The sequence below is a fragment of the Corynebacterium sp. H78 genome (assembly GCF_037572275.1).
Classification (GTDB): Bacteria; Actinomycetota; Actinomycetes; order Mycobacteriales; family Mycobacteriaceae; genus Corynebacterium.
Map to the genome: position 1 here is coordinate 655481 of NZ_JBBHKX010000002.1, position 18171 is coordinate 673651.

Genomic DNA, 18171 nt, shown 5'->3' on the forward strand with positions numbered 1-18171 from the left:
CAGAAGGGAGGCGTTAGGACATGGCGAATCTTCGCGAACTTCGAGCCCGAATCAAGTCGGTGAACTCGACCAAGAAGATTACCAAGGCCCAGGAACTCATCGCGACGTCGCGCATTACGAAGGCTCAGCGTCGGGTAGCTGATTCCCAGCCATACGCTGATGAAATCGAGCGAGTTATTGCTCGGTTGGCATCTGCATCCTCGCTGGATCACCCGATGTTGAACGAGCGAGAAGGCCATCAGCGTTCGGCTGTTCTCGTAGTAACCTCCGACCGCGGCATGTGTGGCGGTTACAACCACAACGTCCTCAAGAAGGCCGCTGAATTGCGCGCCAATCTTGAAGAAAAGGGACACGAGGTTGTTACCTACGTCACCGGCCGCAAGGGCATCGATTACTACGACTTCCGCGAAATGCCACTTGCTGGCACGTGGGAGGGCTTCTCGCAGGACCCTGACTACGCATTGACCCACGACGTTCGTCGTCATCTCATCGATGGCTTCAACGCATCGTCGGAAGGCGAGGCAAAGTACCGTGAGGGACTTCGCGTTGCTGAGGGTGAAGGCATTCAGGGCTTCGATCAAGTACACGTGGTTTACACCGAGTTCGTGTCCATGCTGAAGCAGATCCCACGGGCGCATAAGATGCTCCCAATCCAGCCAGTCTACGAAGACGAAGAGCTGGATCTCAGTGGCGATATGCTTTCGAACACGGGCGAGCTGGTAGCAGACTACGAGTTCGAGCCGGATGCAGACACCTTGTTGGCAGAACTTTTGCCACAGTATGTATCCAAGAGCCTGTTCGCAGTAATGCTGGAGGCAGCGGCTTCTGAGTCCGCTGCACGACGCAACGCTATGAAGTCTGCAACTGACAACGCAACGGAACTGGTCAAGGACCTGTCTCGTGTGGCCAACCAGGCACGTCAGGCACAGATTACCCAGGAAATCACAGAAATCGTCGGTGGCGCCGGTGCGCTCGACGACAGCGGAGAAAGTGACTAGATATGAGCACAGCTCTTAAAGAGCAGAACACCACCACGGCTGTGGGCCGTGTTGTGCGTGTCATCGGTGCCGTCGTCGACGTGGAGTTCCCGCGTAACGAACTGCCGGCACTGTACAACGCGTTGACCGTGGAAGTTACCCTTCCATCGGTTGCGAAGACCATCGTTCTCGAGACGGCACAGCACTTGGGCGACAACATGATTCGCACCATTGCTATGGCTCCAACCGACGGCCTCGTCCGTGGTGTTGAGGTCAAGGACACTGGCAAGCCAATTTCGGTTCCTGTCGGTGATGTCGTTAAGGGCCACGTCTTCAACGCATTGGGCGATTGCCTCGACCAGCCAGGTCTTGGCCGCGATGGCGAGCAGTGGGGCATCCACCGCGAGCCACCTGCTTTCGACCAGCTCGAAGGTAAGACCGAGATCCTGGAGACGGGTATTAAGGTCATCGACTTGCTGACCCCATACGTTAAGGGTGGCAAGATTGGTCTGTTCGGTGGTGCTGGTGTTGGCAAGACCGTTCTGATCCAGGAAATGATTACCCGTATTGCGCGTGAGTTCTCCGGTACGTCGGTATTTGCCGGCGTTGGTGAGCGTACTCGTGAGGGCACCGACCTCTTCCTCGAAATGGAAGAGATGGGCGTTCTTCAGGACACCGCGCTTGTGTTCGGCCAGATGGACGAGCCACCGGGAGTTCGTATGCGTGTGGCTCTGTCCGGCCTGACCATGGCGGAGTACTTCCGCGATGTTCAGCACCAGGACGTGCTGCTCTTCATCGACAACATCTTCCGTTTCACCCAGGCCGGTTCTGAGGTTTCGACCCTGCTGGGTCGTATGCCATCGGCAGTGGGTTACCAGCCAACCCTGGCTGACGAAATGGGTGTTCTCCAGGAGCGCATTACCTCTACCAAGGGTAAGTCGATTACCTCGCTGCAGGCCGTTTACGTCCCTGCTGACGACTACACCGACCCAGCTCCTGCAACGACGTTCGCGCACTTGGATGCAACGACCGAGCTCGACCGTGGTATCGCTTCGAAGGGTATTTACCCAGCAGTGAACCCACTGACCTCGACCTCTCGTATCCTTGAGCCTTCCATCGTTGGCGAGGAACACTACCGTGTTGCTCAGCAGGTCATTAACATCCTGCAGAAGAACAAGGAACTCCAGGACATCATCGCCATCCTCGGTATGGACGAGCTGTCTGAAGAGGACAAGATCACCGTTCAGCGTGCACGTCGTATCCAGCGCTTCCTGGGTCAGAACTTCTTCGTTGCTGAAAAGTTCACCGGCCTGAAGGGCTCCTACGTGCCACTGAAGGACACCATCGTGGCGTTCGACCGCATCTGCAAGGGTGACTTCGATAACTACCCAGAAATGGCCTTCGACGGCTTGGGTGGTCTCGACGATGTCGAGAAGAAGTACGCCGAGATGCAGAAGAAGTAAGGGGCAAACCTCATGGCTGAAATCACCGCCGAATTGGTCGCTGTCGAGCGCAAGCTCTGGGAGGGCAAGGCTACTCTCGTTAGTGCTGTGACCACCGAGGGTGAGATCGGCGTGCTGCCCGGTCACCAGCCTTTCCTTGGCCAGCTGGTCAAGGATGGCACGGTAACCATCAAGACAGCAGAGGGCGAGAATCTCGTCGCTGCTGTCGAGGGTGGATTCATCTCGGTTTCGACTGAGAAGATCTCCATCCTGGCTGACTCAGCAACGTGGGCTACTGAAGTCGACGTTGCTGATGCTGAGGCCGAGCTTGCTTCCGAAGATGAAGCAGCAAAGGCTCGAGCTCAGGGTCAGTTGCGCGCTGCAAAGCGTGCATCGGGCGCTGCGTAGGCCCGCCGGTCGCACGACCGAACCTCTTCCTGCCTTGTAAAAAAGGAGGGAGGGGGAGCGGTCGGTCAGAATTACCTTTTTCGGGGTTCTGTCCGACGTACTCCTCCTCCCTCCTTTTTGTATTCTCTTGACCTGACTCGCCGTGTACGTAGCGCTCGCCGCTGACCTGTTCAACTGGCAACTGATGGCTCAGTCACCGATATGGGGATCGTCGTTAAGCCCTAGTTTCCGAGGGCATTCATTTCAGCTAGAGTATCTAGAAAGCCTTTGGTGCCAACCCCATTCATTTGTGGCTCAGTGGTACCAAGACCTGACCCTGATTGTGAGGCGTGCATGGACGGAATCTCCGTGTTTGTAGTGACCGTTGGGGTCTTGTGTGCCACCGGAGCTGGTTTGTCGCTTTGGCGCTGGGCGAGCCTGCGTTCGAAGGGCACGCAGGTCATTATGCGGCCACTTCCTGCAGGGGATGGCCATGCGTGGCGTCATGGAGTCATGATGTATTCGGACTCGCTCCTGAATATGTATAAGCTTCGTTCGCTGCGTCCAGGCGCTGATGTGCGCTTTTCCCGTCGTGACATTGAGATTGTCTCTCGTAGGCAGCCCTCAGTTGTCGAGGCGGGTTTTTTCGATCCTGGACTAGCGGTAATTGGCATTACGTCGCAGTCTCAGGGTGAATGGGAACTTGCCTTAGATTCCTCGGGCGATACTGCGTTCGTGGCGTGGGTAGAGTCTTCGCCATCGGCTCGCCAAACCCGTTCCTTGCCCACGAACATCGAGCAGGGTTTTCGCGCATCGCGCCAGCGGGGTCAGCGCTTCTAGCAAACACTGCTCATTATAAGGTGGGGGAATGCGCTTAGTCATTGCTCGTTGCACCGTTGATTACGTAGGTCGCCTCACCGCCCACTTGCCTGAGGCACTCCGGCTCTTGCTGGTTAAGTCTGACGGTTCCGTATCCGTACATGCCGACGACCGCGCCTATAAGCCACTGAACTGGATGACTCCGCCGTGCACTCTCCGAGAAGAGCCAATTCTCGATGAGTCGGGCGCGGAAACCGGTGAGCAACTGTGGATTGTGGAAAACAAGAAGGGCGAGCAGCTCCGTATCACCGTTTCTGAGGTTCTTGCTGACGACGAACATGAACTCGGCAATGACCCTGGCCTTGAAAAGGACGGGGTGGAAACGCATCTCCAAGAACTTCTCGCTGAGCATTTCGATACATTCGGTGAAGGCTTCCAACTGATTCGTCGTGAGTACCCGACGGCGATTGGCCCCGTAGACCTGTTGGGCCGGGATGCAGATGGCGCGACCGTAGCTATCGAGGTTAAGCGCCGCGGTGGCATTGACGGGGTTGAACAATTGACCCGATACCTGGATATGTTGAATCGCGACGAGCTGCTCGCGCCAGTTACAGGAATTTTTGCAGCTCAGGAGATCAAGCCGCAGGCACGAACGCTCGCTGAGGACCGTGGCATCCGGTGTGTAGTCGTCGATTATGACGAATTGCGAGGCGTGGAGTCTAACGAGTTGAGGTTGTTCTAAGTGCCACGTCGAAATAGGCGGTCGTCGGGAAGCAAGAAGCGAGCCGGAAGCAAAGGTGGCTCGGCCCCGCGCCCACTGCCGTCGTTTGGCAGTTCCTTTCAATCCACCCGGACTGAGGCGGGTCCGGGGCGCCTGTCAAACGAAGATTTTCATGTGCGGAACATCTCGTCAGGACAGGCGACGAAGTGGTATCGCTGTCCGGGGTGCGATCAGGAAATTCCGCCGGGTGTGGCTCATGTTGTGGCATGGCCGGTTGAGTACGGTGGGCGTGCCGACGATCGCCGCCACTGGCACACGAATTGCTGGGGCAAACGTGCGCATCGCGGTATAACGCGACGCTGGAGTTAAAGGGACACGAAAAAGCTCCCGGGTAGGAATTACTACCGGGGAGCTTTGCGGTATCTAGCGGTGATTACTTGGCTGGCTCGACGAGCTCAAGGAGAACGCCACCGGCATCCTTAGGGTGGATGAAGTTGATGCGGGAGTTCGCGGTGCCGCGCTTTGGTTCTGGGTACAAAACGCGAGTGCCCTGTTCCTTCAAATGAGCCATCAGAGCGTCGAGGTCCGTGACGCGAACAGCGTACTGCTGGATGCCAGGACCTTTCTTGTCGATGTACTTCGCAATCGTCGACTCTTCGTTCAACGGTGCGAGAATCTGAACCAGGGTGCCACCTTCGACCTTGTCGGCTGGGCCGAGCATTGCCTCGTGAACGCCCTGCTCTTCGTTAGTCTCGTCGTGGTAGTTGACGAAACCGAGATTTGCGCGGTACCACTCGACCGCAGCGTCGAAGTCTGGAACTGCAATGCCGACGTGGTCGACAGCTACAACGTACTTGTGTGGGACTGGGATGTTGTTATCGCTCATGCCTACCAGTTTAGGCACATTTGCCTGTGCGTGCGCTGGGGGTCCACGCGTCATGAATCCGGCGGTATCGCTACCATCGAGACCATGATTGTTGCTTTCTCTGTAGCACCCGCGCATTCAGATCCTGATGCCGGAATGGCGGACGCCGTAGCGGAAGCCGTTCGGATAGTTCGGGAGTCTGGGCTTCCCAACGAAACTAACGCGATGTTCACTCTTGTGGAGGGGGAGTGGGACGAGGTCATGGATGTCGTCAAGGGTGCAACTGAAGCGGTTGCTGCCGTATCTCCGCGGACGTCGCTCGTATTGAAGGCTGATATTCGCCCAGGATATTCAGGTCAGCTTTCGGCAAAAATAGAGTCCATTGAGAAGCGGTTGGGCTAGTAGCCACTTCCATCAGCGTGACGACGATTAGTCGGCGCACACCATAGACATTGAACGGAAAAGGGACGTATGACGCGCGCACACGGTCATTCTCACTCGCACGGCCATGGGCATAGCCACAGTAATGGGCATTCACATGGACACTCGCACGATGGACATCGTGAGTGTGCAACGCCTCCTCCGCCACCTGGCACCGTTGATTTAGCTGAGCTTCAGCGTAAGGCGGAGTTGGAGGCGCGTCGTAAAGAGGAGCTGGAGAAGCAGCTCGGTGACCAAGGTGAGGGTTTGCCTCCTATCGTGGAAGTGATTCCGCAGAACCTCGAAGCTGAAGTTGTGGTTCGGTCGGAGAAAATTCCGGTCATTGTGCTGATTGGTGGTGCGGGTGCACCGGAGTCGGTTCGGTTGCGCTCAGAGCTGGAAGATATGGCTCGTGATGCGAAGTTGAACTGGATTCTCGCGTGGGTCGATGCCGATACACAGCCAGCGGTCGCGCAAGCATTTGGTGTGCAGGCATTGCCAACAGTGACTGCAGTGGCGATGGGCAGCCCGATTGGCATGTTCGTTGGCGAGAAGACCCGAGATTGGCTGGACCAGTGGATTGCTCAGGTCATGGAGGCAACTACGGGACGATTGAAAGGTCTTCCTGCGGGTACCCGCATGGCCGGGGACATCGAAGCAGAAGGCTCCGGTTCCGGTGAGCCAACTGATGCGTGGGGCAATCCAGTACCAACGGATGATCCCCGGTTGGACATTGCCGAAGAGAAGCTCAACGAGGGGGACTTTGAAGGAGCCCTCGATGTATACGACGAGATTCTGAAGTCCGAGCCAGCAAACCACCTGTTGAAGATGGCGCGCACGAATGTTGCTTTCCTGGCGCGTGCACAGAAGATTGATCGCAGTAGCGACCCCATCGCGCGGTCTAATGCTGACCCGAAGAACGTGTCGCTTGCTTTGGATGCCGCAGATGTAGAGATGCTCGTGGGTGATCCGCGACAGGCTCTGGAGCGTCTCTTGACACTCTTGCCACTGGTTTTCGGCGACGAGAAGAAGGCTGTTCAGGAACGTCTCGTCGACATGCTGCAACTGTTCGATCCCGCTGATCCAGTAGCACTCGATGCGCGGCGCCGAATGGCAAGCGCACTGTTTTAGATGAGACTACGCCGAGGCTCCGGATGAAAGCGGGTGGGCGACACATCCAGCTGAATATCAGCTCAATGTGTCGCCCACCCGTTTTATTTGACAGGGCATTCGCAGCCAGCCCGCACTAATGTGGGAGGCCTACAAAACTAGCCTTCAAACTTGAACACGACAGCGGTCTGCGCCGGCAAAACCATTTCGATGGATTGGTCGAGGCCGTTCCAACTCTGTGGCTCGGTCTGCTTCACACCGTTCAGTCCGTAACCTGAACCTTCGTAGCGCTCGTGGTTGGTATTGAGAACCTCAGCCCACGTACCGGGCATTGGCAAGCCAATGCGGTAGGACTCTTGCGTAGCGCCAGACAGGTTCAGAACAACTGCGATTGCCGAGCCATCAACACCGTAGCGAACGAAGGACAAAACGCTGTTCTGTGAGTCATCTGCGTTGATCCAGCGGAAGCCTTCTGGGCGGTCATCCTGCGAGTAGAGGGCAGGGTTTTCGCGGTACAGCGAGTTGAGATCCTTCACCAGCAACTGAATGCCACGGTGGAACTCGCCAGCCCAGCCCTCGAGGTTGTCCCAAGCAACGGATTCGTCGTGATTCCATTCGCGGTTCTGTCCGATGTCCTGGCCCTGGAAAAGCAGCATCTTGCCAGGGTGGGTCCATTGGAAGCTGAGCAGAGTACGCAGACCAGCAGCCTTATTCCAGTCATCGCCTGGAATTCGCTCCCACAGGGAACCCTTGCCGTGAACAACCTCGTCGTGGCTGAATGGCAGAATGAACTTCTCAGAGTAGGCGTAGACCATCGCGAACGTGAGGTCATGGTGGTGGTACGAGCGGTGGATTGGATCCTTTGCGAAGTACTCAAGGGTGTCGTTCATCCAGCCCATGTTCCACTTCATGGAGAAGCCCAGGCCACCGTGCTCGGTTGGAGTAGTCACTCCTGGCCACGACGTGGACTCCTCGGCGATAGTGAGGAAGCCAGGGAAGTACTTGTGAACGGTCGCATTGGTTTCCTGGAGGAACTGCATCGCGTCAAGATTCTCACGACCGCCGTACTGGTTAGGCAACCATTCGCCGTCGTTACGTGAGTAGTCCAGATACAGCATCGATGCCACCGCGTCTACGCGAAGGCCGTCGATGTGGAACTCGTCGGCCAAGTAGAGCGCGTTGGCATACAGGAAGTTACGGACCTCGTTACGGCCGAAGTCGAAGACATATGTGCCCCAGTCCTTCTGCTCGCCACGGCGCCAGTCTGGATGCTCGTAGCATGCAGTGCCGTCGAAGCGGGCAAGAGCCCAGTCATCCTTAGGGAAGTGGCCCGGGACCCAGTCCATAATGACGCCGATGCCGGCTTCATGGAATGCGTCGACAAGTGCGCGGAACTGGTCTGGAGAACCGAAGCGGCTCGTCGGTGCATAGTACGAGGTGACCTGGTAGCCCCAGGAACCTGAGAATGGGTGCTCGGACACCGGCATGAACTCGACGTGGGTGTATCCCATGTCTACGACGTAGCGCACCAGCTGCTCAGCCATAACCTCGTAGGTCAGTCCTTGCTTCCACGAGCCAAGGTGAACCTCGTAGATGCTCATTGGCTGAGCATTCCAGTCAACGTTCTTGCGGTTCTCGATCCATTCGCTGTCCTTCCACTCGTACTGGGACGTCGCGACGATCGAACCCGTTGCAGGTGGCAGCTCCGTAGCAAATGCCATTGGGTCGGCCTTATCGCGACGGTGGCCTTCCGGAGTGGTGATGGCGAACTTATACACGTCACCTTCGCCGACTTCAGGGATAAAGACTTCCCACACGCCTGCGCCACCCATGGAACGCATGGGGTACTGTGCGCCGTTCCAGCCACAGAAATCTCCCACCACTGCGACGCCACGAGCGTTGGGTGCCCACACTGTAAATGAGGTGCCCTCGACAGCTCCGAGGTCAGTGTCGTAAGTCTGAACATGCGCACCCAGGACTTCCCACAATCGCTCATGACGGCCCTCACCAATCAGGTGCAAGTCGCCTTCCTGGATCGTAGGAAGGAACCGGTAGCCATCGGCACGCTCGACAGTTTCACCGGTGCTCCACGTAATACGAAGGCGGTAATCGAAGTCATCGCCACCAGGGATCAGCGCCGCGAAAATAGCATCACCGAGGTGCTCCGCCTTGAAGTCACCGCGAGTGGTTGCAACTACGACTTCCTTCGCTCCGAACACCCGAGCGCGAACGACTGTGTCGCCCTCGATGACGTGTGCACCGAAGTACTGGTGTGGATCGTGGTGGCTGCAATTATGCAGTCGTTCCATGTCACCAGTTGGGATGGTCAGGCGCGGATCAGAAGGGGCGCTCATAGTGGTCCTTCCAGAGAATTATCGAACAAATTCGTAGGTTGTGTTTCTATTCCAGAGTAGGCGCGTTTTAACGTTTGCGCTGTCCTGGGGAGAACTAGGGGGAACAAATACAAGCCGTTTTGGTGAACTCGTGGTGGCTTGTTCATTGACCACCCAGACCAATAGGTACGGGTGATTCACATGGTGATCGATGTGGTCGTAGACGAAAAAAAGGGCTAGTTCCATGCATAGCAAAGAACTAGCCCTTCACGCTGTGGAGCTCTAGCGGTTCGTCGTTAAGCGGAACCTAGAGCGCGCTGTAGACCGTGGGGTGTTTAGCCCTCGTAAACAGGGACATCGCGCCATGCCAGCTTGCGGCGCAGGCCTTCTGGAAGGTCAGGCAGCTGAATGATGTGAGCAACGTTTGACCAAGGCTCGAGGCGAACGAAGTTGTCGGCGCCCCAGTTGAACTGCTGGTCAGTGATGAGGTCGCGAACATCCATGCGATCTGCCTCAGCGTGGCCGACCTTCTCCATGTCGATGTGCAGCATGCCTTCCTGAGCGTTCCAAGGATCGAGGTTGATGACAACCAAAACGCAATTGCCCGTCAACGCATCGAACTTGGAGTAAGCCAGGAGGTTATCGTTGCCGATCTCGTGGAAGTGGATGTTGCGCAGCTGCTGCAGAGCAGGATTGTCGCGACGGATCTGGTTCAGCAAGGTGATGAATGGCTCCAAGGAGTCGCCTCGCTGCAGCGCAGATTCATAGTCGCGGGAACGCAGCTGGTACTTCTCGCTGTCCAGGTACTCTTCGGAGCCCTCGGCAACTGGAACGTTCTCGAATAGCTCGTAACCGGAGTACATGCCCCACAGTGGAGCCATCGTCGATGCCAGGGCAGCACGAATAGCGAACGCACCACGGCCGCCCTTCTGCAGGAACTCGTGCAGAATGTCTGGGGTGTTAACCCACAGCGATGGGCGCGCGATGTCAGAGTGGCGCTGAATTTCCTCGCCGAACTCAGTCAACTCTTCCTTGGTGGTCTTCCATGGGAAGTAGATGTAGGACTGCGTGAAGCCAGCCTTCGCCAGGCCGTAGAGACGAGCTGGAGCAGTGAATGCCTCAGCCAAGAAGATGACTTCTGGGTTCGTCTTGTGAATCTCTTCGATCAGCCATTCCCAGAAGTTGCCTGGCTTGGTGTGTGGGTTGTCCACGCGGAAGACCTTGACACCGAGCTTGATCCAGTGCTTAACAACGCGCAGAACCTCTGCGTAGAGTCCCTTTGGATCGTTGTCGAAGTTCAGTGGGTAGATGTCCTGGTACTTCTTTGGTGGGTTTTCCGCGTACGCGATGGTGCCGTCTGGGAGGACGGTGAACCACTCTGGGTGCTTCGCTGCCCAAGGGTGGTCAGGTGCGCACTGCAGGGCCAGGTCGAGAGCGACTTCCAGGTCACGTTCCTTGGCTGCCTTAACGAAAGCCTTGAAATCCTTTTCGTCGCCGAGCTCAGGATGGATGGCATCGTGGCCACCTTCAGCAGAGCCGATTGCCCATGGCGAACCAACATCGGTTGGCTCTGGGGTCAGGGTGTTGTTGCGACCCTTTCGGTTAACTTCACCGACTGGGTGGATTGGTGGCAAGTAGACGACGTCGAAGCCCATGCGCTTTGCACGATCCAGCTGTGGGATTGCGGAGGCGAAGGTGCCGTGCTTCAGTTGGCCATTTTCGTCGTAGCCACCGTTGGAGCGAGGGAAAAATTCGTACCACGAAGCAAACAACGCTTCACGACGGTCGACCTTAATCTTGCGAGTCTTGCCACGGGTAAGTAGCTCGCGAAGGGGATGGAGTTCGAGGATTGCGCGAGTCTCGTCAGAGAGAGCTGGGGCGACGCGTGCACGGAGATCACCCTCAGCACGAAGGGAGGTTGCGCAGTCACGGAGGTGTCCGCGGTACTTCGCGGCAGCGCCGGCAGCAGCGCGCTCGAACAGAGCGGCGCCGATCTCCATATCGTTGGCAAGTTCTTCTTCTGACTGGCCAGCTTCGATCTTCTTGGTGACAGCGTTACGCCACGTTGCCATTGGGTCAGACCAAGCATCAACACGAATGGTCCACAGGCCTGGGCAGTCCGGTACGAACGTGGAGTTAACCTGGTTCGGGTCACCGTCGCTAAAGCGCATTGGCAGGCGCTGGCTGCGGGATGCGGAAGGGGACTCCTTCGGGCCCTTGACATTGAGTGTCGCGTTCAACGCGTCGTGTCCCTCACGCCAAACGACGGAGAACACAGGAACGACCTCTCCGACCACCGCCTTGGAGGGAGTTGCTCCGCCGTCAACTTGAGGGCGAGTATCTTCGATGCCAAGCCGGCCTGTCATATCGAAATTCTCCTTACCGAGACAAAAGGTTGCTCCTTAAACAGTAGTTGAGTTCTCTAGGTTTCACAGGACTAGATTGCGTGGCACGCCAGCTGTTTCAAATAACGCGGTCGTGGTAACTCCACAAACGACGCCATTTGGGGCACGATAGGAGACGTGGCTGCGACAGATGCGTTTGATGATGAGTACAACGAAGACCTTTTGCTGGACTTTCACGGTGTTTCCCTCGTCCGAGGTGGCAACACTCTGATCGGTCCACTCGACTGGCAAGTGGAGTTGGACGAGCGGTGGGTCATTCTCGGCCCCAACGGTGCAGGTAAGACGTCTCTGTTGCGCGTCGCAGCAGCGGAGGAATATCCATCAACAGGTACTGCGTTCGTGATGGGCGAGCAGCTGGGCCGTACTGACATGCGTGATCTGCGCACGATGATCGGTCTCACTTCTTCGGCGTTGGCGCACCGTATCCCTGCCGATGAGAAAGTCGCAGACCTTGTTATTTCCGCGTCGTACTCTGTTCTCGGTCGCTGGCGGGAGACGTACGAAGAGATGGACTTCGAGCAGGCCTCCGAGATTCTAAACCGAATGGGGGCAGCGCACCTCGCGGATCGACGCTGGGGAACGTTGTCAGAGGGCGAGCGCAAGCGAGTGTTGATTTCCCGCGCGTTGATGGTGAATCCCGAACTTTTGCTTCTCGACGAACCTGGCGCCGGCCTTGACCTCGGCGGGCGTGAAGATCTCGTTGGTTACCTAGGCGAATTGGCTCTTGACCCGGATGCGCCTGCGATGGTCATGATCACTCACCACGTTGAGGAGATCCCTTTCGGGTTCACGCACGCGATGTTGCTCGATGACGGTGGTGTTGTCGCGCAGGGTCTCATTGAAGATGTCATTACCTCAAAGAACCTGACCGATGCGTTCCATCAGCCCATCTCGGTCGTCAGCATTGATGGTCGCTACTTTGCTCGACGGGCACGAAACGTCGGCATGCACCGGTCGAGCCATTAGCTCAGGCTGTTACACCCATTCGCAGGAAAAACTCGATACTTCAGGATTAAATGGTGGTCATGAGCGTACAAACTTCTGGTTCAGCGAAGACACCGGCTACACCACGACTCGCGTCGACTGTGTTGTTGCTGCGAGATTCGCTATTTGGGCTCGAGGTGTATGTGCAGGAACGCGTCTCGACGATGCGTTTTGCTGCCAACATGACTGTCTACCCAGGTGGCGGTGTTGATTCTCGCGACTTCCCTGGAGACATCGATGGTGACGGGCATGACAGCCCAGAGCTGGAATGGAGTGGGTACTCGCCAGAATGGTGGGCGGAGCGTTTGAACGTGACTCCTGCTACCGCCCGTGCGCTTGTGTGTGCGGCGGTTCGTGAGACGTTCGAGGAGACCGGCACGCTTCTTGCTAGTGACACCGAGGGCAACATCGTGACGGATTCGTCGAAGTATCACGAACAGCGAAAAGCTCTTGAATCTCATGAGCTGTCCTTTTCGGACTTCATGGCAGCTGAAGGCTTAGCGGTGCGCGCGGACTTGCTGCGCCCGTGGGCCAACTGGGTGACCCCTCCGAAGAACCCAGTTCGTTACGACACGTTCTTCTTTTTGGCCGCGCAGCCGGAAGGTCAGATCGCCGATGGCGATACCTCGGAGGCGTCATCGACAGGCTGGTTCCGTCCGGTGACGTTGCTTGATGGTTGGCGTGCCGAGAAGATTTCATTGATGCCACCAACGTGGGCGCAGCTGAAGCGCCTCCTGGAGTTCGAGACGGTTACGGATGTGCTCGATGCGTCGGCGAATTTGCACGTGGCACGTACCCAGAGCGACTTTTTTGGCCACCCATTCATGGATGAGTACTTCGCGGTCGCGACACACATGGGCCATCTCCGTAAGGAAGTTCGGGGCCTGTGAGCCTAGCTGTATCCGACGTTCGCGAACTCGTTTCGCATCCTGAATATCTTGAGCGTGCCAGTGAGCTTTCGCTTGACGACGGTTCGCTATTGGCCGACCTAGCCATCTTGAAGACGGAATGTGGTGAGGTTTCCCGTGCTGTTGTCGAAGTCGTCAAGGCTCGACGCGGTGTTGCAGGAAAGTTGCCTCAGTGGTGGGTTCACCACGCTTTGTTGAGCTCGGATGCCGCCCAACAATCCACTCCTTACGCTGTTGCTTGGCTTCGTGCGCAGCGATTGGCGGGGCACTTTGGTGGTGGACCTGCAGAGCTCAACGCGGTTGGCGTTCATGATGTGACGTGTTCGATCGGCACGGAAGTTGCAGCGCTTATGGAGACTGGACTCGATGTCGTCGGATCAGATCTCGACGAAGCTCGTGTGCTGATGGCCCGACACAACGTGCCGGGCGCTACCTTCGCAGTTGCCGATGCCTTGCAGCCAATGGCCATGCCCGAGTCACTTGTTGGTGAAGACAAACGCATCATTGTTGCGGATCCTGCGCGCCGGGCAAGTGGTCGTCGATTAGCGAAACCTGAAGATCTATTGCCTCCGCTGCCAGACTTGGTATCTGCCTGGGAGGGACACGACATGGCCATCAAGTGTGCGCCAGGCTTGGACTTCTCAGAGTGGGACGGAGAAGTAGCAGTCACCTCTGTGGACGGCGGAGTAAAAGAGGCATGCTTGTACACGCCAAGGTTAGCTCTCGACGGGTTAACTGGCGGGCGGGCGAGACGGTCGGCATGGATATTGAAGGATGTTTCAGCTGATGGAGTTGCTGCTTCCATTACCCGTTATGACGACACCATGGATGACGACTGCGGAAGTGGCGCTGCCGGGCGATTCATTATTGATCCCGATGGGGCAGTAGTCCGCGCTGGTTTGGTTCGCCATTTTGCGACGAAGCACGGGTTGTGGCAATTGGATGAGCGCATCGCGCACGTTACTGGCGATGCGTTGCCTGCAGGAGTTTCCGGTTTCGAAGTGCTTGAACAAGTGAGTCTCAAACAGGTTCGCAAGGCACTGGCTGCGCGTGGTTGCACATCAGTTGAGATTCTGGTCCGTGGCGTTGATGTCAACCCGGATGTTTTACGCAAGCAATGGAAGTTGAAATCAAAGGGTTCGTCCCGAAACAGTCAATCTTCATTAGCTGTTGTGATTACACGAATAGGTAAGACTGCCACGGCCTTCATCTGTGACTCTCGCCAGTGGGGGTAGACCGGTTACACGCGGTAGCTAGAGTGCGGGGGTTTTGTTTGATGACGGTCGTCGTAAAGTAAAAACGTAGTTGACCAGGCAAAAGGCCACAATGTTGCCCTGGTGGGGTCATGTGTTGAAGAAATTGTCGAAAAGATAACCAAATTCTTGGGTAATTCCTGCAATCCCGAGTACTAACTTTGTTATCTTCGACACAGAGCGCGTGAAATTGCGTGCTTCCTCACTTTGTAAATCTTCATTAACATAGGTGACGGAGGCGTATGCACGCCGAAAATAATTCCACCAGTAGCAACCAGTAAGGACGACAGACATATGCCGAACATTGTGGTTCTGGTCAAGCAGGTTCCGGACACGTGGTCCGAGCGCAAGCTCACGGACGACAAGTTTGTACTCGACCGTGAAAGCGCCGACGCAGTTCTCGACGAAATTAACGAAAACGCTGTCGAAGCAGCTCTGCAGCTGAAGGAAGAGCATGGCGGCAACGTGACTGTTGCAACCGTCGGCCCAGACCGTGCAGTAGAGGCTCTCCGCAAGGCCCTGTCTATGGGCGCTGACGATGCAGTGATTCTTTCCGACGAAGCTCTGGAAGGCTCCGACGCAGTTCAGACCGCATGGGCACTGTCCAACGTGATCGACACTCTCGAGGATGTTGACCTGATCGTCACCGGCAACATGTCCACCGACGGTGGCACTGGCTCGGTTCCATCGATTCTCGGTGTTTACCGTGGTCTGCCAGTTCTCACGCATATGCGTTCGGTTCAGATCGACGGCGACTCCGTTACCGGTGAGCGTGAAGTTGAAGACGGCGTGTACCAGCTCAAGGCATCCCTGCCTGCAGTGGTATCCGTCACGGAGAAGGCTAACTCGCCTCGCTTCGCATCCTTCAAGGGCATCATGGCTGCGAAGAAGAAGCCAGTTACCGAGCTTTCGCTTGACGACGTCGCGGCTGAAGCAGATCAGGTTGGTCTGGAGAACGCAGCAACTGGTGTTACTGGCGTAACTCCAAAGCCTGCGAAGTCTGCTGGTGAGCGCATCGAAGATGAAGGCGATGCAGGCACCAAGCTGGCCGAGTTCCTCAAGTCCAAGAAGTTCATCTAGTTCGTCTGACGCGAATAAGACCAAAGCGATCAATCAAGGAGAAAGATCACTATGACCGACGTCCTCGTTCTCGTCGACCACATTAACGGCGAACTGAAGAACACCACCGCAGAACTGCTCACCGCAGCACGTGCGTTCGGCACCCCAGCTGCTGTCGTTGTTGGCACCCCAGGCACGGCTCAGAATATGGCCGAGACTCTTGGCCAGTACGGTGCCGGTGAAATCATTGCTGCTGAGTCTGATGCTGCTGGCAAGTACCTCATCACCCCAGAAGTCGACGTTCTCGTCGGCCTCGCAGGTGAGCGCGAAGTTCCGGTAGTCGTTGCAGCTTCTGCTACCGGCAAGGAAATTGCAGGTCGCGTTGCAGCACTGACTGGATCTGGTGTGCTGTCCGATGTCATTGCTATCAATGACGACCGCTCTGCTCAGTACTCCATCTTCGGTGGCGAGTTCATCGTTGACGGTGTTGGCTACGGTGTTTCGCCGGTGTACGCGCTGCGTCCAGGTTCTGTCGACCCAGTAGAAGCAGCGGCATCCCCTGCAGTGACCGAGGTTGCCTTCCCTGAGGTTGCAGACAACGCTGTCGAGATTGTTTCCTTCACCCCAGCAGAGGGTGGCGACCGTCCAGAGCTGACCGAGGCCAAGATTGTTGTCTCCGGCGGGCGCGGTGTTGGTTCCGCAGAAGGCTTCTCCGATGTTGTTGAGCCACTGGCTGACGCTCTGGGGGCGGCTGTCGGTGCTTCCCGTGCTGCTGTCGATGCTGAGTACTACCCAGGTCAGTTCCAGATCGGTCAGACCGGTAAGACTGTCTCCCCAGACCTGTACCTGGCGCTGGGTATTTCTGGTGCAATTCAGCACAAGGCGGGTATGCAGACCTCCAAGACTATCGTCGCCGTGAATAAGGATGAAGAGGCACCAATCTTCGAGATTGCAGACCTCGGCATTGTTGGCGACCTGTTCAAGGTTGCTCCACAGGCAACGGACGCAATTAAGGGTTCGTAGTTGACTTTGATGGTTTTGTTCACGCCAATGTGATTCGTAGCACAATATGACTGCTCGTCACGCGGATGACGTGTGGCTGGGTTACGGTTTTGAGTGAACCAAGGCGCGGCTCTGGCACTTCGAGTGCTGGGGTCGTGCTTTTTTATTTCGCGTTAGCCTGCAACTGTTGACGGATTGTCACCCGGATTAGGCGTTAGTCGCTCTGGATATAGAATGATGAAAAATTATCCGCGCGAATTCGCTATTCGCGCTGCATAATGCATGACGCATGCATCCTGCCCACATAGAAGAGGAAGCGGAAAACCTGCACATGAGTATCACGATGCCGGCCCGACATTTCCTTGATCATGCAGCTACATCTCCGCTGCGCCCTGAAGCACGTGACGCGCTAGTCAGGAATCTACATTTGTCGAACCCCTCGGGACAATACGCAACGGGACGGGAGGCCAAGCGAGTACTGGAGGAATCTCGAGAAGAAGTGGCAGAGATTCTTGGTGCCGACCCTATTGAGGTAGTTTTCACTTCCGGTGGCACAGAAGCCGATAATCTAGCCATTTCCGGCCTGTACTTCATGCGCTCAGGGTCGAAGATTGTGGTGCCTGGTATCGAGCACGATGCTGTTCTGAAATCATGCCAGTACCTGGAAAAAGAACACTGGGCTGAACTCCAGCAGGTTCCTGTTAATTCCGACGGTCGGATTAATCTAGACCAGCTTCCAGAACTTGATCGTCGTGACACCGCTTTGGTGACCTGCATGTGGGCCAATAATGAAACCGGTGCGATCCAGCCTATCGAACAGCTAGCTGAGATCGCCTCCGCAGCGCATGTCCCCTTGCATGTCGATGCCGTCCAGGCGATCGGACATGTGCCCGTGAACTTCCATGACAGTAAAGCCACGACCATGGCGATGTCAGCGCACAAATTCGGCGGACCGAGAGGCGTTGGGGCTTTGTTGGTTCGTCGTGAAGCGAAACTTGTCGCGCATAACCGTGGCGGTGGGCAGGAGCGAGGACTGCGTTCAGGGACTCAGGACGTGGCATCGGCAGCTGGAATGGCAGCCGGGTTACGGGCAGCAGTGGCTGATCTAGAGGCGGACGCTCAGCGAACCCGCGAGCTTCGCGACGATCTCCTGCGGGCAATAGCGTCCATCGATGGTGCGCTGATTCATACGACGGAACCGTCGCTGCCTGGCCACATTTATGCGAGCTTTCCTGGGGCTGAGGGCGATAGTCTCATTATGTTGTTTGATGCAGCGGGTATTGATTGTTCGACCGGATCGGCGTGTTCAGCGGGAGTGAATCGCCCGTCTCATGTGCTGCTGGACATGGGAGTATCCGAGTCGGACGCGCGCAGTGCAATTCGGTTCACGCTGGGTTGGACAACGACGCAGGACGACATCGACGCAGTGAAAAATGTGCTTGCAGATACTGTTGCGAGGGCGCGGTTGGCAGGAATGGCGTAGTCA

General features: G+C 56.6%; 16 protein-coding genes. 13 read left to right on the forward strand and 3 right to left on the reverse strand.

Features of this window, described 5'->3' with window-relative positions; translation table 11 throughout:
- Positions 1 to 20 precede the first annotated feature (20 nt).
- The 5 genes from WG934_RS04105 (at position 21) to nucS (ending at position 4367) form a co-directional block, all read left to right on the forward strand.
- Complete coding sequence (locus tag WG934_RS04105) at positions 21 to 998, forward strand: F0F1 ATP synthase subunit gamma (protein ID WP_339977869.1); 978 nt, start codon at positions 21 to 23, stop codon at positions 996 to 998.
- 2 nt (positions 999 to 1000) lie between these two features.
- Complete coding sequence (gene atpD / locus WG934_RS04110) at positions 1001 to 2440, forward strand: F0F1 ATP synthase subunit beta (protein ID WP_339977871.1); 1440 nt, start codon at positions 1001 to 1003, stop codon at positions 2438 to 2440.
- A 12-nt stretch (positions 2441 to 2452) separates the two neighbouring features.
- Positions 2453 to 2827 (forward strand): F0F1 ATP synthase subunit epsilon, encoded by a 375-nt coding sequence (locus WG934_RS04115; protein WP_339977873.1) that lies wholly within the window; start codon positions 2453 to 2455, stop codon positions 2825 to 2827.
- Between the two features lie 333 nt (positions 2828 to 3160).
- Positions 3161 to 3646, forward strand: coding sequence for a DUF2550 domain-containing protein (locus tag WG934_RS04120; RefSeq protein ID WP_339977875.1), 486 nt, complete (start codon positions 3161 to 3163; stop codon positions 3644 to 3646).
- Positions 3647 to 3674: 28 nt separating this feature from the next.
- A complete protein-coding gene (nucS, locus tag WG934_RS04125; RefSeq protein ID WP_339988804.1) occupies positions 3675 to 4367 on the forward strand; it encodes an endonuclease NucS in 693 nt (230 codons plus the stop codon).
- 412 nt (positions 4368 to 4779) lie between these two features.
- Here nucS and mce read toward each other — a convergent pair whose 3' ends face one another.
- Entirely contained in the window at positions 4780 to 5232 is a 453-nt protein-coding gene (mce, locus tag WG934_RS04135; protein WP_339977881.1) for a methylmalonyl-CoA epimerase, read from the reverse strand.
- 84 nt (positions 5233 to 5316) lie between these two features.
- On the opposite strand from mce, the gene WG934_RS04140 reads away from it, so the two are divergent.
- Positions 5317 to 5613 (forward strand): thiamine-binding protein, encoded by a 297-nt coding sequence (locus tag WG934_RS04140; RefSeq protein WP_339988807.1) that lies wholly within the window; start codon positions 5317 to 5319, stop codon positions 5611 to 5613.
- A 69-nt stretch (positions 5614 to 5682) separates the two neighbouring features.
- Complete coding sequence (locus tag WG934_RS04145; protein WP_339988808.1) at positions 5683 to 6762, forward strand: tetratricopeptide repeat protein; 1080 nt, start codon at positions 5683 to 5685, stop codon at positions 6760 to 6762.
- Positions 6763 to 6899: 137 nt separating this feature from the next.
- Here the strand turns inward: WG934_RS04145 and glgB are convergent, their stop codons facing one another.
- Positions 6900 to 9095, reverse strand: a complete 2196-nt coding sequence (gene glgB, locus WG934_RS04150) for a 1,4-alpha-glucan branching protein GlgB (RefSeq protein WP_339977887.1) — start codon at positions 9093 to 9095, stop codon at positions 6900 to 6902.
- Between the two features lie 314 nt (positions 9096 to 9409).
- Complete coding sequence (locus WG934_RS04155; RefSeq protein ID WP_339977889.1) at positions 9410 to 11440, reverse strand: alpha-1,4-glucan--maltose-1-phosphate maltosyltransferase; 2031 nt, start codon at positions 11438 to 11440, stop codon at positions 9410 to 9412.
- Positions 11441 to 11596: 156 nt separating this feature from the next.
- On the opposite strand from WG934_RS04155, the gene WG934_RS04160 reads away from it, so the two are divergent.
- The 6 genes from WG934_RS04160 to WG934_RS04185 all read left to right on the forward strand — a co-directional run bounded on the left by WG934_RS04160 (position 11597) and on the right by WG934_RS04185 (position 18168).
- A complete protein-coding gene (locus WG934_RS04160) occupies positions 11597 to 12445 on the forward strand; it encodes an ABC transporter ATP-binding protein (RefSeq protein ID WP_445228179.1) in 849 nt (282 codons plus the stop codon).
- Positions 12446 to 12504: 59 nt separating this feature from the next.
- Positions 12505 to 13353, forward strand: a complete 849-nt coding sequence (locus tag WG934_RS04165) for an NUDIX hydrolase (protein ID WP_339977891.1) — start codon at positions 12505 to 12507, stop codon at positions 13351 to 13353.
- Positions 13350 to 14606: a class I SAM-dependent methyltransferase gene (locus tag WG934_RS04170; protein WP_339988809.1), complete on the forward strand. Its 1257-nt coding sequence runs from the start codon at positions 13350 to 13352 to the stop codon at positions 14604 to 14606. The genes WG934_RS04165 and WG934_RS04170 overlap by 4 nt, the downstream gene beginning before the upstream one ends.
- 312 nt (positions 14607 to 14918) lie before the next feature.
- On the forward strand, positions 14919 to 15704 hold the full coding sequence (locus tag WG934_RS04175) for an electron transfer flavoprotein subunit beta/FixA family protein (RefSeq protein WP_339977895.1): 786 nt from the start codon (positions 14919 to 14921) through the stop codon (positions 15702 to 15704).
- Positions 15705 to 15755: 51 nt separating this feature from the next.
- Positions 15756 to 16706 carry an electron transfer flavoprotein subunit alpha/FixB family protein gene (locus tag WG934_RS04180; protein ID WP_339988811.1) on the forward strand — a complete coding sequence of 317 codons (951 nt, stop codon included), beginning with the start codon at positions 15756 to 15758 and terminating at the stop codon, positions 16704 to 16706.
- Positions 16707 to 17016: 310 nt separating this feature from the next.
- Positions 17017 to 18168 carry a cysteine desulfurase family protein gene (locus WG934_RS04185; protein WP_445228180.1) on the forward strand — a complete coding sequence of 384 codons (1152 nt, stop codon included), beginning with the start codon at positions 17017 to 17019 and terminating at the stop codon, positions 18166 to 18168.
- The last annotated feature ends 3 nt before the right edge of the window (positions 18169 to 18171 follow it).

What these genes read in the sequence shown, in the direction of transcription:
- nucS (WP_339988804.1), top strand. Translation starts at nt 3,675, where the DNA reads ATGCGCTTAGTCATTGCTCGTTGCACCGTTGATTACGTAGGTCGCCTC.
- WG934_RS04180 (WP_339988811.1), top strand. Translation starts at nt 15,756, where the DNA reads ATGACCGACGTCCTCGTTCTCGTCGACCACATTAACGGCGAACTGAAG.
- WG934_RS04155 (WP_339977889.1), bottom strand. Translation starts at nt 11,440, where the DNA reads ATGACAGGCCGGCTTGGCATCGAAGATACTCGCCCTCAAGTTGACGGC.
- WG934_RS04175 (WP_339977895.1), top strand. Translation starts at nt 14,919, where the DNA reads ATGCCGAACATTGTGGTTCTGGTCAAGCAGGTTCCGGACACGTGGTCC.
- WG934_RS04120 (WP_339977875.1), top strand. Translation starts at nt 3,161, where the DNA reads ATGGACGGAATCTCCGTGTTTGTAGTGACCGTTGGGGTCTTGTGTGCC.
- WG934_RS04115 (WP_339977873.1), top strand. Translation starts at nt 2,453, where the DNA reads ATGGCTGAAATCACCGCCGAATTGGTCGCTGTCGAGCGCAAGCTCTGG.
- mce (WP_339977881.1), bottom strand. Translation starts at nt 5,232, where the DNA reads ATGAGCGATAACAACATCCCAGTCCCACACAAGTACGTTGTAGCTGTC.
- WG934_RS04145 (WP_339988808.1), top strand. Translation starts at nt 5,683, where the DNA reads ATGACGCGCGCACACGGTCATTCTCACTCGCACGGCCATGGGCATAGC.
- WG934_RS04105 (WP_339977869.1), top strand. Translation starts at nt 21, where the DNA reads ATGGCGAATCTTCGCGAACTTCGAGCCCGAATCAAGTCGGTGAACTCG.
- WG934_RS04165 (WP_339977891.1), top strand. Translation starts at nt 12,505, where the DNA reads ATGAGCGTACAAACTTCTGGTTCAGCGAAGACACCGGCTACACCACGA.
- atpD (WP_339977871.1), top strand. Translation starts at nt 1,001, where the DNA reads ATGAGCACAGCTCTTAAAGAGCAGAACACCACCACGGCTGTGGGCCGT.
- WG934_RS04185 (WP_445228180.1), top strand. Translation starts at nt 17,017, where the DNA reads ATGAGTATCACGATGCCGGCCCGACATTTCCTTGATCATGCAGCTACA.
- WG934_RS04140 (WP_339988807.1), top strand. Translation starts at nt 5,317, where the DNA reads ATGATTGTTGCTTTCTCTGTAGCACCCGCGCATTCAGATCCTGATGCC.
- glgB (WP_339977887.1), bottom strand. Translation starts at nt 9,095, where the DNA reads ATGAGCGCCCCTTCTGATCCGCGCCTGACCATCCCAACTGGTGACATG.